This window comes from Caloramator sp. mosi_1 (assembly GCF_028622835.1).
Classification (GTDB): Bacteria; Bacillota; Clostridia; order Clostridiales; family Caloramatoraceae; genus Thermobrachium.
The window spans coordinates 2,184,148-2,198,710 of sequence record NZ_CP117677.1; the positions used below are offsets into that span (position 1 = coordinate 2,184,148).

A 14,563-nucleotide genomic window follows, 5' to 3' on the forward strand; every position below is an offset into this window, starting at 1 on the left:
ATGAAAATAATTGGTTTAACAGGAGGGATAGCCTCAGGTAAATCAACAGTATCTAATTATTTGAAATTAAAGGGAATAGATGTCATAGATGCAGATTTAATATCAAGGGAGATATATAAAGTTGGAGAAAAAGCATATACTCTTGTAGTTAAAGAGTTTGGCAAAGAGATATTAGAGGATGACTTAACTATTAATAGAAAAAGGCTTGGTAATATTGTATTTAATAATTTAGATAAACTACAAAGGCTGAATGAAATTACACATCCAATAATACTAAGTGAAATAAAAAGAAGAGTTGATAATTGTTTAAAAATAAAAAAGGTTTATGTATAATTGACGCAGCTCTTTTGTTTGAAAGCAATTGGGATAAGATATGTGATATTAAATGGTTAGTTTATGTTGATAGGACTACGCAAGTAAAAAGACTGATTGAAAGAGACAAAATAAATGAAGTAGATGCAATAAAAAGAATAAATGCACAAATGCCTCTTGAACAAAAAATAAAGCTTGCGGATTTTATTATTAACAATTCCAAAGACCTAAGATATACATATGAACAAGTAGACATATTATTAAATATAGCACTAAATGGAGGAAATAATGAATAAAGTCTTGAGAATTTTATGCTTAATTTTAATTATATTTGTAGCTGTAAATCATAAATTAATATTAAAAAAGATATATCCATTAAAGTATAACGATTTGGTTTACAAGTATTCAAAACAATATGATGTTGATGCAATGTTAGTTTTTGCTGTTATAAAAGCAGAAAGTAATTTTAAGGAAAATGCTGTTTCAAAAAAGGAGCTATTGGTTTGATGCAAATTACTCCAAAAACAGGTGAGTATATTGCAGATTTAATTAAAGATAAAAATTTTAAAAAACAAAAATTATTTGAACCAGAGATGAATATTAAATATGGTTGTTTTTATCTTAAAAGAATGATTGATCAGTATAATGGGAATATAGAACTTGCACTTATGGCATATAATGCAGGTTCTACTAATGTAAATAGATGGATAGAAATATTGGGTAGGGATTTTGAAGTCGATTTGGTTCCCTTTAATGAAACAAAAATTATGTAAAAAAATAAAAAATACTATAAATTATATCAATATATTTATACGGATATTGACAATTAGATATTATAGTGCTAATATTATTTATGTAAGCGGAGATGGCGGAATCGGCAGACGCGCACGTTTGAGGGCGTGTGGGTATCCCGTGCGGGTTCAAGTCCCGCTCTCCGCACCATTTTTGATTATAAGGCCTATTATTAGGCCTTTTATTTTTAAAAAGGCTCTTTGTCAATAGTTGGGGCGGGCATTAGATTAGAATGCCTGTCCTTTCTTATTTGATAATGATTTTAGCAAGATAGATAGGATGAGGGAGTTTACCCTTAAAAAATTGCACGACAAAAAGACCAACGATAGTTGGATTTCCTAAAATACAATATTTAACAGATTATTTATTACAACAATGAAGAATTCTATTCCTGAATCTATCAAAATTTCTATAGCCGAAGGCTATTCTTTTAATAACTTTGATTTTATTATTAAATCCTTCTATACAAGCATTTGTATAAGGAATATCAAAAGAATTACAAATCTCATTAAAATATCTGATATAGGTATTTGCACATCTTTTCAATTCATTGATACCACTATTTTGTGCAAGTTTAATCCAATCTTTTAAGAGGACACGAGCTTCGTTAGAAGAAGGTGAAGCATCAATAATACTCAATAACTTTTCCTTTAAAGTGTGGGCAATTGCTAATTCACTATTATAAGAAAACATAACTTGTAAAGCTAACTTTGAATCTGTATCAAGTAAGCCATATCTTTTTAAAATAAGCTTTTTACTTCTTTTAAAGTATTTTCTTAATTTAATTGATAGTTCTCTTTGGATACGTTTTCTTACCGCTTCTACTGCCCATATGACTTGTCTAATATAGTGAAATTTATCTATAACAATTACAGCATTTTTGAAATAAGTTTTAGCTAAATCAATATAGGGTTGCCACATATCACAAATAAAGTGTGTAACGCTATCGCGATTTTTAATTTTTCTAAAATAATCTATAAGAATATGCTCTTTTCTATCTTTAATAATGTCTAGTATTTTATGATTAACAGGATCGACTATTGCACAATGATATTTAGAACCACCAGAGTTACCTTTAAATTCATCTATAGATATTATTTTAGGTAAATTAGTAGGAGAAGAGTAAGATACATTATCAAAAATACGTTTTATAGTATCGATAGATAGATTAGTTTTTCTAGCAACTGATGTCATACTATATTCATTAGATAATTCATAAATTACAAACATAGCTAATCTATTAGTTATTCTATGATAACGAGGTAAAAATTCTATATGTTCATAAAATTTTTGCCGCAGGCATTACAACGATATCTACGTTTTTTAAGAATGATAAAAGTATGTTTAAAGAATAAGGGTATGTCTTTAATACGCTGAATTCTATAATCGTGAACTCTTGTAACTTTGGAATTACAATTAGGGCAAGTACAAATTTTTTCTTAGTTTCTAAGTATATCTCAATGTACGTGTCATTATGAATAATCTTTTTATAATAACATCTTTAAAACCTAATAAATTTTTGATAGAATTATTAGTGTGCACTTGATGGATGCCTCCTTTCAGGTAAGGTTTTTGTTTGGTTATTTTAATTTTACCAGGTGTCTAATCAGGTGCACATATTTTTTGTAAAAAATATGCTGGGTCTACGCCCCAACATTTATTATAGAACCTTTAAAAAAACTGTATAAACTTAGCATATGAAATATTTCGTTATAGTAATTAAATTATATTTATTAAAAGTTAGAAGGAATTTCGATATTTTTAGAGAATAAATTATATATAAAATTTTTTAGGTGATATTATGATACCAATAAGAATAAAAAAGATGAGTTAACAATAAAATCAATAAAAAAGGAGGATTTAGGTGATATTTATGATTTAATTAAAGAATTGAATTATAAGCAAAATTTATATAGAGATAACAATTTAAACTTTGATTATATTAAAAGAAGGTATATAGAAACACTTGCAAATTCTATGGAATATTTCTGTGGTATATATATAAATGATGAGCTTATAGGTTTTTTAAAGGGGAGGTTAGAGGTAAAGGATGATTTGGAATCCTTATTAATGGCACTTTATATAAAAGAAAATTATACAAAGGATAAACAAGGTAATAATATATTGAAAAATTTTGAAGATTATTTACACAGTGTATATAATGTTAAGGTATTTAATGTGATTGTTAATGATAAGTGTGAATGCGACAAGTTTTGGGAAGAAAATGGCTATAATTTTAATAGAAAATTAAATTATCAAGATGAGGTATATAATTCATATATATATACAAAAAGAAGGGGAGGATAATATGGATTATAATACTAACTGGTATTATGATAAAAAAATTGAGAGAACAAAGAAGGCTTTAGAAAAAATAACTATGAGGTATATGTGGTAAATAATGTAGAGGAAATGAAGGAAAAGATTTTGGAGTTGATTCAGGATAAGAGTAAAGTGTCTTTTGGTGGATCAATGACATTAGTAAATTCAGGTATATTAGATGACTTAAGGAAGAAGGACATTGTGCTGTTAGATAGATATAAAGAAGGATTAACAGGTGATGAAATAGGCAACTTATATAGAGAGACTTTTTGCTGATTATTACATTACAAGCAGTAATGCAATTACTGAGAATGGAGAGTTGGTTAATTTAGATGGTACAGGAAATAGAGTGGCTGCTATGATATTTGGTCCTAAAAAGGTGATAGTTGTCGCAGGAAAGAATAAAATTGTTAAGGATTTAGATGAGGCATATAATAGAGTTAGAAATTACGCATCTCCAATTAATGCAAAAAGGTTAAACAGAAGAACCCCTTGTTGTGAAACTGGTTATTGCTTAGATTGCAACTCGAGTGATAGGATTTGTAATCATTATGTAGTTACATACAGGCAAAATGTAAAGGGTAGGGGAATGGTAATAATTGTTAAAGAAGATTTGGGGTATTAATGTTGAAGTTTTAACTTTTTATAGTATAATATTTCTGATGTTAAAATCAAAATTGCCGAATCTCTTAGGAGTACGGAGGAACCACTAAGTGGGGTGAAGCTTTTAAAGAGCAGGGATACCTTCTCCCTAACCCGTCAGCTAACTCCGGAGGCGTAGAAGGGATGGTGTATTTAAATGTTAAATAAGAAAATGATATCTTTAACATTAGCTTTAACGCTAATGTTGATATCAACTCCAAATCTTGATGTACAAGCTGCAAAGACATCAAGCAAAACCAAAAGAATAGTTGTACAAAAGAAAACAAATAAGAAGGTTAGTGTAACGAAAAAGAAAAAGACAGTAAAGAGAACAACGTCAAGAGGCAAAATATATTCACGTGGCTCTGGTTCAGTGATAGCTACAGGGAATATTGACGAGGTAGCAGATATAGCTAAAACACTACTTGGAGTAAGATATGTATATGGTGGTACAACAATAAGTGGCTTAGATTGTTCTGGCTTTGTACAATATGTTTATAAAAAATTGGTGTAAATATTCCAAGAACAGCAAGTCAACAGGCAAGAGTAGGATTAGCTATATCAAAGGAGAATCTTAGAAAAGGCGACCTTGTATTTTTGAGACTGTAAGTCCGGGTATATCCCACGTAGGTATCTATTTAGGAGATGGAAATTTTATACACGCTTCATCAACAGCGAAGAAGGTAGTTATATCGTCTTTAGATTCAGGATATTATAATACAAGATATAGAGGAGCTGTTAGAATTATAAAATAAAGCCTATTAAGGGCTTTATTTTTTATAAAAATTTTTAATTTAAAATTATTAATAATTTTAGAACTACTTAAATATAATTTAAATGAAATAAAGGAGGGGATAAAATGAGATACACCAGATTGGAATTGAAGAAGAATGGTTTTTCAAACTTTGAATTAGGGATAATATATTTTGTTTTAGTAATACCTTTGGTTTCTATATTGGTTGGGTGGTGTCTGACTCAATTTATAATATTACCCAAATTAAATATTAAAAGTGATAGTGTTGATATGATTTCAATTAAAAGAGAAAACAAAATTTATCTATTACAAATAGGAGTTTTTACTAATGAAACTAATGCAAAGTCTATGGTAGATAATTTAAATAGAATAGACGTGTATGGACACTACTATAAAGATAATGATACCTATAGAGTTATTACAGATGTATCAGTGGATTTAAATATTATAAAAAATAAAAAAGAAGAGCTCGATAAAAAAGGTATTAGCTCAATAATTAAAGAATTTGATATACAAAATAAAATTGATGAAAAGGAATATTATGATATGAATAATCTTATTATTGCACAAATACAACTAAAAGATGGACAAGTTTCACAAGAACAATTTAATAAAATGTTAAAGGAGTTTTACGATAAGTACAAAGATGACAAGAAGATAAGAGAGGTATGTGATTTGTTAATAAATTATCAAGAGGCAATAAAAAATAATAAACAGGATAAAGTTATTTATTATATAGTAAAAAGTATAAATTTTTTCAATATAGATCAAGTTAAATATTAAATTTTTATTAATGAACAGATAGGTATTGTAGTTACTATTTTTAAATGATAAACTTATTTGTGATGTGATTAAATTTATTGTTTTTGGCAACATTTTAAAGGGGAAATATATGGGTAAAACAAAGGAAAAATTATTTAAGTTTATGGTAATTCTTCTTTGTGTTTTAGCAGGAGAAGCTATATATAAAGGTTTCTCTCAAATTAAAGGGCTAAGTTTTTTAACCGCTGAATTGATTATAGGAACTCAAAAGCCTATAAATTTAGATTTAATATTTTTTAATATAGTTATAGGATTTAATTTAAAATTAAATTTATTTTCAATAATAGGATTAATTTTAGGTATAATTTTAATAAAAAGAATTAGGTGATACAAATGAAAATAATTTTAGCATCATCTTCTCCAAGAAGAATTGAAATTTTAAAAAACCTAAACTTACAATTTGAAGTAATTCCATCTGATTTTAAAGAAGAAATAAATTTAAATAATCCTATTGAACTTGTTAAAAATTTTGCTTATAATAAGGCCTTAGATGTTAAAGATAAAATTAAGGAAGAAGCTTTGATTATTGCAGCTGATACAGTTGTCTATAAAGATGGAAAGGTTCTTGGAAAACCATCAGATGAAGAAGATGCCTATAATATGCTTAAGTTATTAAGTGGAAGTGAACACCAGGTTTATACTGGCGTTTGTGTTTTTTATAATAACGACTACATAGTTGATTATTCCTGTACAAATGTATATTTTAAAGAATTGAGTGATTATGAAATTAAGAAGTATATTTCAACTACTGAACCTTTTGGAAAAGCTGGTGCATACGCTATTCAGGGATTCGGGAGTTTGTTTGTAGAAAAAATAGAGGGATGTTATTTTAATGTAGTTGGCTTACCTATAAATAAATTATATGATATAATAAATAGGATGGGGATAAATTTATTTTAAGGAGAAGGATGGTATGAACTGTTATTCTATTAAAATCAAAGATATCCCCTTAAATGAAAGACCAAGAGAAAGACTTTTAAAGTATGGTGAAGAAGTTTTATCAAACCAAGAGCTTTTGGCAATAATATTACGTACTGGAACAAAATCAGAAAGTGCTCTTGATTTAGCAAAACGCTTAGTTTCAAATTACGGTGGTATTACCTCTATTGCAAAAAGTTCTGTATATGAACTTAGTAAGATTAAAGGAATTGGACTTGCTAAAGCTTGTGAAATTAAAGCTTGTGTTGAAATAGGTAGAAGAATAAATTCATTTAAAGATAGTCATAGAGTCAAAATAACTTCTCCTGAAGATGTTGCACTACTTATCGTTGACGAGATGAGGTTTCTAACAAAGGAACATTTTAGGGTTATATTTTTAAACACAAAAATTATGTTATTCAAATAAAGGATATATCAATAGGTAGCTTAAATTCATCTATAGTGCATCCAAGAGAAGTTTTTAGAAGCAATAAAATTAAGCTCTGCTTCAATCATACTGTGTCATAATCACCCTTCAGGTGATACAACGCCAAGTCAAGAAGACATAAATATAACAAAACGGTTGGTTGAAGCAGGTAAGATAATTGGAATTGAAGTTTTAGATCACATTATAGTAGGAGATATGAATTATTTAAGCTTTAAAGAAAAAATATAATATGACATCACGAAAGGAGTAGGAAATATGGGATTATTTAGTATTTCAAAGGATATGGGAATTGATTTAGGAACTGCAAATACTTTAATATATTTAAAGGGAAAAGGCATAATTCTTAGGGAACCATCAGTGGTTGCTATTAGAAATGACAATACAAAGCAGGTCTTAGCTGTTGGAGATGAAGCTAAGGAAATGATAGGAAGAACTCCTGGTAATATAGTTGCAATAAGACCTCTTAAAGATGGAGTTATAGCTGATTTTGATGTTACTCAAACAATGTTAAATAAATTTATTAGAAAAGTAACAAATAATAGTTCTTTTGTTAAACCAAGAATAGTTGTTTGCTTTCCATCAGGTGTAACAGAAGTTGAAAGAGAGCTATAGAAGAAGCAACTAAACACGCCGGTGCAAGGGAAGTTTATTTAATGGAGGAGCCTATGGCAGCTGCAATAGGTGCAGGGCTACCAGTTAGTGAACCAACAGGAAGTATGGTTGTAGATATTGGTGGTGGAACTACTGAGGTAGCAGTAATTTCACTTGGTGGTATTGTAACAAGCAAGTCATTAAGAATAGCAGGCGATGAATTAGATCAATCAATTGTACAATATATTAAGAAAGAATACAATTTAATGATTGGTGAAAGAACTGCAGAGCAAATTAAAATGGAAATTGGATCAGCCTTCCCGGATGAAGAAGAAACAACAATGGATATAAAGGGACGTGATTTGATTTCTGGTTTACCAAAGGTAATAACAATCTCTTCAGAAGAAATTAGAGAGGCAATAAAGGAACCTGTTGCAGCAATTATAGATTCAATTAAATCAACACTTGAAAAGACACCACCAGAACTTGCAGCAGATATTATGGATAAGGGTATTATGCTGACTGGTGGAGGAGCACTGTTAAAGGGATTAGATAAATTAATAAATAAGGAAACACATATGCCTGTTCATATTGCCGAAAATCCACTTGACTGTGTTGCAATAGGTGCAGGTAAAGCTTTAGACAATATTGATAAATTAGGATTGAATAAAGGCTTTGGTTTCCCACAAAAATAGGTGATATAGAAAGAGGGAGCTAAATGGATTTTTAAAGAACAGGTTATTAACTATAATACTTGTTCTTTGCCTTGTATTAACAGTATTTATTGGAGTTACAGCAAATAATAAAAGTAATGAGGGGGCTATGCAAGGGGTTATAAATTCAGCTATAGCCCCTATACAAAAACAGATTTATAATGCGGGGCAAAGGATATATAATATTTTTCGTTTGTATCTTCGATTTCAACATTAAGAAAGGAAAATATTGAGTTAAAATCAAAGTTAGAGGACTTAAGATTAAAGATAGTTGATTATGAAAAAATAAAGTCAGAAAATCTTGAACTTAATAAGCTTTTGCAGTATAAAAATGATGAAAATTTTAAATATATATCTGCAAATGTTATCGGTAAGGTTGGTGACAATTGGTTTAATATTATAATATTAGATGTAGGGATTAATGATGGCGTTAAAAGGGTTGCTATGTTAGAGCAGCAGATGGATTAGTAGGTAAAATTATCGAAGTAAATAATACAACTTCTAAAGTGATGACTATTTTAGATGAGAATTCAAAATTGCCTGTTATAATTAATGAAACAGCAGAAGAAGGACTCTTAATTGAGAATAACAATAGCACTTTGTGCAAAGTGGCTTATTTACCAAGTGAAACCAAGGCTGTCGAAGGAAATATTGTTATAACAAGTAATATAACAAGTAATCCAGATGTTTTAGTACCAAGTGGTATTATTGTTGGATTTATAGAAAAAATTGAGTATGAAAAGATTAATTTATCTAAAACAGCCTATATAAGACCTGCTGTTGATTTTACCAAAATTAAAAAGGTACAAGTTTTAGTTAAATAAAGGGGAAAGAGTTGTGAAACGAGGTATAACTTTTATACTATTAGGTTTATTATGCTTAATTTTACAAAATACTATATTTATGAATTTTAGTATATTAGGAGTTAAAGTAGATTTATTATTAGTTTATATAGTTAGTATTTCAATGTTTCTTGATAAGATGGAGTTAATATTTGTTGTAATACCAATAGGCATTTTAAAAGATGCCTTTTTTCCTTATGTATTTGGAATTAATACATTGACCTATTTGATAGTATCTTACTTTGTAAACCTAATTGAAGGTAAAATATATAAAGATACAATTATAATACCAGTATTATTTATAGGTTTGGCTACTATTATAAAATTTTTAATTTTCATTTGTTTTATGTATCCAACAGGAATGCTAAGCTTTAGTTTTGGAAATATAATAATTTTATTTGTTAAAGAGCTGGTTTTAAATGTTTTAATGATTTTATTTGTTTATAACAGAATAAGACGTATAGTTACCTCAGAAAAGTTAAAAAAGGATTGGAAGTTTTAAGTAGGTGATTGAATGAAAAAAATAGAATTAAACAATTTACAATAGTATTAATTTTGATGTTTTTAACTTTAGCATTAAGGCTGGCTTTTTGCAAATAATTAATGGAGATTATTATAGTCAACAGGCTGAAGCGGTTTTTAGTAGAGTTTATAGTGAAAGACCACAAAGAGGAGAAATTTTAACACGAGAGGGAATTAAATTAGCTACAAATATTCAAAGCTTTAATATAGTTTATACTGATAATAGAAATGTTGTATCAGATAGAGATATCCCAAGAATACTATTAAAAACAATTAGAGTTTTTAAGAATGAAACTACAGATTACGAAAAATTGATTTTAGACGCAATTCCCATAAAGGTTGAAAATGAAAAGGTAGATTTTAATTTTATGGTATATATATCTGAGGAGGATGAAGAGTTAAGAGATATAACAAGTGAAGAAGAAAAAATAAAGAAAATAGAGGAGAAAAGACAAAAATTATTAAAAACTAAGGAGGAGAGGTTTAAAAAAGACTATAACATTCCTTTGGATTTTGATGCAAAAAAACGTTATATGAACTACTTGTGAAGTTTAAAATTGCAAACAAAGTAGGAGATAGCTACACACTTATAGATAATATGACATTGCAGGAAGCAAGAGATGTATTAGCCCTAAGAATTCTAATAGATAAAAATAAGTTTTTCAAGTATAAACCTGTAGTAATAGCTAAAAATGTTTCAAGAAAAACTGCTTTTTATATTGCAATGAAATCTGAGGAGCTTCCTAATGTTACTTTTAATGAGGAACCTCTAAGATATTATCCAAATGGAGATTTTGCTTCTCATATAATAGGGCATTTAACAAGAGTGGGTGAAAATAATTCTGAGAAATTTAAAAGTCTTGGTTACGATATCAACAATGAATGGATTGGAGCAATAGGGCTTGAAGCTAAATTTGAAAATATAACTACTAATGAATATGGTGCATCGCTAAGAGGTGAGCCTAAAGAAAAATATATTACTGTAGATAAGTTTGGTAATCAGTTAAAATTGATTGGAGAAGTAGAAGGCATTCCTGGTGATTCAATTGTTACAACTATAAATTATAATTTGCAGAAGGTAGCAGAAGAATCACTTGATAGATTACTTAAAAATTTGCAGGAAGGTAAAGTTGATGGTACAAAAAGACCCTATGCCAATAGAGGTGCAGTAGTAGTTGTTGATGTAAAAACGGGAGAAGTACTTGCATTGGTAAGTAAGCCAAGTTTTGACCCTAACCTATTTGCAGAGTTTGGAACTATTAAGGATGAAGAAACAAGATTACGAATTCTTGCTCCACAAACTTTCTTAACTGAATCACAGAAGTATTATTATGAAGTAAAAAATTAGATATTGTTCCTAATCCAACATTTAACTATGCAACTCAATCGTTGGTTCCTCCAGGATCAACCTTTAAGTTACTAACATCAATTGCTGCACTGGAGGAAGGAATAATTACACCAAATACAATAATAGTAGACAGAGGTATGTACAGAGAATTACCAGGCTTTAGTGGGAATTGCTGGATATGGAATGAGAAACATACAACTCACGGTCCAGTAAACGTAGCAAAGGCATTACAGGTTTCCTGTAACTATTTTTATTACGCAGTTGCACAAAAATGGGATGGGATAAATTTGATAAATGGGTTAGAAAATACAATTTCATAAGAGAAGGCGATAATACTGCAACAGGGATTGAGATATTAGAACGATTTGGCCAAGCAAGTAGTGTTGAAAAAGAAAAGTATTATATATTGGAAAATATATAAATAAAATCAGAAATAGATTAAATATAAAAGAAGATGATAAAATTTTAGCTTATATAAGAGAAATGTTTTTAAATGAGAACTTAGATGATACAAGATTAGCAGGACTTAGTGAAAATCAAAAAAATATATTAATAGTGTATATAAAGAATTTTTATCAGAATCTAAAAATTTAGGTGCACTTTTAAGTGCATCTATAGGTCAGGGTGAAAATACATTTACTCCATTACAGCTGGCACAATTTTATATGACTGTTGTAAATGGTGGAAACAGATATAGGTTGCACTTAGTTAAAGAAATATTAAATCCTGATGGATCTTCTAAATACAAAGTAGAACCTGAAGTTTTAGATAGAGTGGAAATAAAACCCGAGACATACAAGGCAGTAATGCAGGGTTTGGAAAAAGTTAATCAAGAAGGTTCTGCAGCAAGTGTTTTTAGAAATTATCCTATTCCGACTGGTGGAAAGACTGGTACAGTACAAATCGCTAATTCATTAAATTCTGATGAAGCAAAAAAATTAGTGCAGAGGGAATAGTTGCAAATGGAGTATATGTTGGGGTTGCTCCAATAAATGATCCACAAATAGTTGTAGTAACATTAGTTTTTAATGCAGGACACGGATATTCCTGTGCTGGTGTTGTTAAGGATATTTATGATGAATATTTTGGACTTAATAAAGTGCAACAAAATAATGAAACAACAACACAACAGTCTAATTTAAATCAATAGCTAATAGTTAATAAAGGGGAGACATAAAAAATGTCTCCCCTACAATTTTTAGACAAATTTCCTTATCAAAAATGTATTTTTCAAAATTAATTTGTATGTTAAAATATTAATGTGTAATAATTTTTTAGAAGGAATATTAAATTTTATATAGAATAATATAATTAAGTGACCTTGGAGGTAAAAATGGGTAGCATTGTGATAAAGGGAACAAAAGAAGGTCTAATATTATATTTAAACAGCAATAATAAAGAAGTTTTAGAAGAAGAGATAATAAAAAACTTGACAATGCTAAGGAGTTTTTAAGGGAAGTAGTTTAAAATTGGTAGACAAGCTAAATTTATTAGATGATGATTTTCTAAAATATATGCAAGAACTACTTAAAGAAAAATATAGTATAAATGCATATTATGAAAACATAAAGGTAAAGGAAGAAACTGAAAAGATTTTTTCAGGTATATATGAAGGGAAAACAAAATTCATAAGAAATACAGTAAGATCAGGTCAAAGAATTTATTGTCAAGGTAATGTAGTTGTTATTGGAGATGTTAACTCAGGTGCAGAGATAATTGCAAATGGCAATATTGTTATTTTAGGTGCCTTAAGAGGGGTTGTACACGCTGGTGCTAATGGGAATAGAAAAGCAATTGTAGCAGCATATATGTTACAGCCATCTCTATTAAAAATTGCAGATATAACATCGAGAGCACCAGATGAAAAAATAAAGCCTAAAGTGCCTGAAGTAGCTAAGGTAAAGGATAATTTTATTGTTATAGAACCATATAAATTTATATGATGATGGAGGGATTAAATAATGGGAGTGGCTATAGTAGTAACATCAGGAAAAGGTGGCGTTGGTAAAACAACAACAACAGCTAATATTGGGACAGCACTTGCAATGCTTGGCAATAAAGTTGTTGTAGTTGATGCAGATACTGGTTTAAGAAATTTGGATTTGCATTTAGGATTAGAAAATAGAATTGTTTATAACTTAGTAGATGTAGTAGAGGGTGTTTGTAGATTGAAACAAGCACTTATTAAAGACAAAAGATATGATAATTTATTTTTGTTGCCTACAGCACAAACAAAGGATAAAACTGCTGTTACACCAGAGCAAATGCAAAAGCTAATTGATGATTTAAAAAGGAGTTTGATTATATTATAATAGACTGTCCTGCAGGAATTGAGCATGGATTTGAAAATGCAGTTGCTGGTGCAGATAGAGCAATAGTTGTTACAACTCCAGAAGTATCAGCTGTTAGAGATGCAGATAGAATAATTGGAAAGCTTGAGGCTAAGGGTTTAGAGGATCATCAGCTTATAATAAATAGAATAAAGTATGAAATGACTAAGAAGGGTGAAATGTTAAATATTGATGATATGACAGACATATTGGCAATTAAGTTGCTTGGAATAATACCAGAGGATGAAAAAATAGTAATTTCTACAAATAGAGGTGAACCAGCAGTTACAGACGAAAATTCTAAGGCAGGTAAAGCATATAGAAATGTTGCAAGAAGAATAATGGGAGAAGAAGTTCCATTCTTAGATTTAGATGAAGAACCAACTGGTCTTTTTGCATCAATCAAGAAGATATTCTTTAAGAAGTAAGGGGTGTTGCTATGGATTTATTTAAGTTTTTAGTAAAGAAACTCCTTCAAAGGATGTAGCGAAGGAAAGACTTAAGTTAATACTTATACACGATAGAGCAAATGTTTCACCACAGTTTTTGGAAATGGTGAAGGGAGATATTATTAGAGTAATTTCAGACTATGCTGAAATTGATGAAACAGGTTTAGAGATAAAGCTTACAAGAGCAGGTGAACAGGGAACTTCATCTCCAGCACTTGTTGCAAATATACCCATAAAGAAAATGAAGGACTTTGGAAGATAAGATGTTTTCTTATCTTCTTTTTGTTTTATAATATAGTAGTTAAGGAGGTGTAGTATGATTAATATAAATAAAAAATTATTTAGATATTTTGATTGGAGTATATTTATTAGTATGATTGTTATATGCTTTTGGGTATTTCAACTATCTTTTTGCTAATAATGCTTTAGAAACAGGAAACTTTCGAAATACAATCGCACAGACTATAATTTTTTTCATATCACTTTTTGTATTTGCTTTTGTTATATTAATAGATTACACTACAATTGGTTCCTACTATAAAATAATTTATGTTGTAACAAATTTAATGATAGTAGCAGTTTTGTTGTTTGGTAGGGAGGTAAATGGAGCTAAGGCGTGGCTTGGTGTTGGACCTTTTGGTATACAGCCATCTGAGTTTGCAAAGCTTTCAATAATAATTGGTCTATCTAAAATTTTAGAGGAAGTTGAGAATGTTAATAAATTTGATGTATTAAAAAAGTTGCAATTTTTGTATTAA

17 protein-coding genes, 1 tRNA gene, 7 pseudogenes and 1 riboswitch are annotated in these 14,563 nt (G+C 29.1%); of the genes and pseudogenes, 23 read left to right on the forward strand and 2 right to left on the reverse strand.

Annotation, left to right across the window (positions count from 1 at the left end; genetic code table 11):
* The 4 genes and pseudogenes from coaE to PL321_RS15455 all read left to right on the forward strand — a co-directional run bounded on the left by coaE (position 1) and on the right by PL321_RS15455 (position 1,254).
* Positions 1-333 carry a dephospho-CoA kinase gene (gene coaE / locus PL321_RS15440; RefSeq protein ID WP_273962605.1) on the forward strand — a complete coding sequence of 111 codons (333 nt, stop codon included), beginning with the start codon at positions 1-3 and terminating at the stop codon, positions 331-333.
* A gap of 14 nt (positions 334-347) precedes the next feature.
* Positions 348-608: a dephospho-CoA kinase gene (locus PL321_RS15445; RefSeq protein WP_273962606.1), complete on the forward strand. Its 261-nt coding sequence runs from the start codon at positions 348-350 to the stop codon at positions 606-608.
* A gap of 133 nt (positions 609-741) precedes the next feature.
* Positions 742-1,085: pseudogene (locus tag PL321_RS15450) on the forward strand (lytic transglycosylase domain-containing protein).
* 86 nt (positions 1,086-1,171) lie between these two features.
* Positions 1,172-1,254 (forward strand) — tRNA-OTHER (locus PL321_RS15455).
* A gap of 210 nt (positions 1,255-1,464) precedes the next feature.
* Here PL321_RS15455 and PL321_RS15460 read toward each other — a convergent pair.
* Together PL321_RS15460 and PL321_RS21720 are read right to left on the reverse strand one after the other, a co-directional pair.
* Positions 1,465-2,403, reverse strand: a complete 939-nt coding sequence (locus PL321_RS15460) for an ISL3 family transposase (RefSeq protein ID WP_337961026.1) — start codon at positions 2,401-2,403, stop codon at positions 1,465-1,467.
* The gene (locus tag PL321_RS21720) at positions 2,376-2,537 is read right to left on the reverse strand and encodes a transposase family protein (protein WP_443110716.1); all 162 of its coding nucleotides are present in this window, start codon (positions 2,535-2,537) and stop codon (positions 2,376-2,378) included. Before PL321_RS21720 ends, PL321_RS15460 begins: the two co-directional genes overlap by 28 nt.
* A gap of 412 nt (positions 2,538-2,949) precedes the next feature.
* Between PL321_RS21720 and PL321_RS15470 the strand changes: the two genes are divergently transcribed.
* The 19 genes and pseudogenes from PL321_RS15470 to PL321_RS15565 all read left to right on the forward strand — a co-directional run bounded on the left by PL321_RS15470 (position 2,950) and on the right by PL321_RS15565 (position 14,563).
* Positions 2,950-3,411: a GNAT family N-acetyltransferase gene (locus tag PL321_RS15470; protein WP_273964616.1), complete on the forward strand. Its 462-nt coding sequence runs from the start codon at positions 2,950-2,952 to the stop codon at positions 3,409-3,411.
* A 1-nt stretch (position 3,412) separates the two neighbouring features.
* Positions 3,413-4,051, forward strand: a pseudogene (locus PL321_RS15475) (lactate utilization protein).
* Positions 4,052-4,094: 43 nt separating this feature from the next.
* Positions 4,095-4,219: riboswitch (cyclic di-AMP (ydaO/yuaA leader) on the forward strand.
* A 51-nt stretch (positions 4,220-4,270) separates the two neighbouring features.
* Positions 4,271-4,823: pseudogene (locus tag PL321_RS20365) on the forward strand (C40 family peptidase).
* A gap of 104 nt (positions 4,824-4,927) precedes the next feature.
* Positions 4,928-5,605: an SPOR domain-containing protein gene (locus PL321_RS15490; protein ID WP_273962608.1), complete on the forward strand. Its 678-nt coding sequence runs from the start codon at positions 4,928-4,930 to the stop codon at positions 5,603-5,605.
* A 109-nt stretch (positions 5,606-5,714) separates the two neighbouring features.
* Positions 5,715-5,972 carry a DUF4321 domain-containing protein gene (locus PL321_RS15495; RefSeq protein WP_273962609.1) on the forward strand — a complete coding sequence of 86 codons (258 nt, stop codon included), beginning with the start codon at positions 5,715-5,717 and terminating at the stop codon, positions 5,970-5,972.
* Positions 5,973-5,977: 5 nt separating this feature from the next.
* Positions 5,978-6,544 carry a nucleoside triphosphate pyrophosphatase gene (locus tag PL321_RS15500; protein ID WP_273962610.1) on the forward strand — a complete coding sequence of 189 codons (567 nt, stop codon included), beginning with the start codon at positions 5,978-5,980 and terminating at the stop codon, positions 6,542-6,544.
* A gap of 13 nt (positions 6,545-6,557) precedes the next feature.
* Positions 6,558-7,238 (forward strand): annotated as a pseudogene (radC, locus tag PL321_RS15505) (RadC family protein).
* Between the two features lie 27 nt (positions 7,239-7,265).
* Positions 7,266-8,296, forward strand: a pseudogene (locus PL321_RS15510) (rod shape-determining protein).
* Positions 8,297-8,632: 336 nt separating this feature from the next.
* Positions 8,633-8,782, forward strand: coding sequence for a hypothetical protein (locus tag PL321_RS15515; RefSeq protein WP_273962611.1), 150 nt, complete (start codon positions 8,633-8,635; stop codon positions 8,780-8,782).
* An 11-nt stretch (positions 8,783-8,793) separates the two neighbouring features.
* On the forward strand, positions 8,794-9,138 hold the full coding sequence (locus PL321_RS15520) for a rod shape-determining protein MreC (RefSeq protein WP_337961192.1): 345 nt from the start codon (positions 8,794-8,796) through the stop codon (positions 9,136-9,138).
* A 13-nt stretch (positions 9,139-9,151) separates the two neighbouring features.
* Positions 9,152-9,658: a rod shape-determining protein MreD gene (mreD, locus tag PL321_RS15525; RefSeq protein WP_273962613.1), complete on the forward strand. Its 507-nt coding sequence runs from the start codon at positions 9,152-9,154 to the stop codon at positions 9,656-9,658.
* 88 nt (positions 9,659-9,746) lie between these two features.
* Positions 9,747-10,226: a hypothetical protein gene (locus PL321_RS15530; RefSeq protein WP_273962614.1), complete on the forward strand. Its 480-nt coding sequence runs from the start codon at positions 9,747-9,749 to the stop codon at positions 10,224-10,226.
* Positions 10,223-11,026: a penicillin-binding transpeptidase domain-containing protein gene (locus tag PL321_RS15535; protein ID WP_273962615.1), complete on the forward strand. Its 804-nt coding sequence runs from the start codon at positions 10,223-10,225 to the stop codon at positions 11,024-11,026. Before PL321_RS15530 ends, PL321_RS15535 begins: the two co-directional genes overlap by 4 nt.
* Before the next feature lie 41 nt (positions 11,027-11,067).
* On the forward strand, positions 11,068-11,346 hold the full coding sequence (locus tag PL321_RS15540; RefSeq protein ID WP_443110668.1) for a penicillin-binding transpeptidase domain-containing protein: 279 nt from the start codon (positions 11,068-11,070) through the stop codon (positions 11,344-11,346).
* A 294-nt stretch (positions 11,347-11,640) separates the two neighbouring features.
* Positions 11,641-11,982: a penicillin-binding transpeptidase domain-containing protein gene (locus tag PL321_RS15545; protein WP_337961193.1), complete on the forward strand. Its 342-nt coding sequence runs from the start codon at positions 11,641-11,643 to the stop codon at positions 11,980-11,982.
* A gap of 513 nt (positions 11,983-12,495) precedes the next feature.
* Positions 12,496-12,969 (forward strand): septum site-determining protein MinC, encoded by a 474-nt coding sequence (minC, locus tag PL321_RS15550; protein ID WP_273962616.1) that lies wholly within the window; start codon positions 12,496-12,498, stop codon positions 12,967-12,969.
* Between the two features lie 18 nt (positions 12,970-12,987).
* Positions 12,988-13,784, forward strand: a pseudogene (gene minD, locus PL321_RS15555) (septum site-determining protein MinD).
* 25 nt (positions 13,785-13,809) lie between these two features.
* Positions 13,810-14,067: pseudogene (gene minE / locus PL321_RS15560) on the forward strand (cell division topological specificity factor MinE); the annotation flags it as partial.
* A 115-nt stretch (positions 14,068-14,182) separates the two neighbouring features.
* A complete protein-coding gene (locus tag PL321_RS15565) occupies positions 14,183-14,563 on the forward strand; it encodes an FtsW/RodA/SpoVE family cell cycle protein (RefSeq protein ID WP_273962617.1) in 381 nt (126 codons plus the stop codon).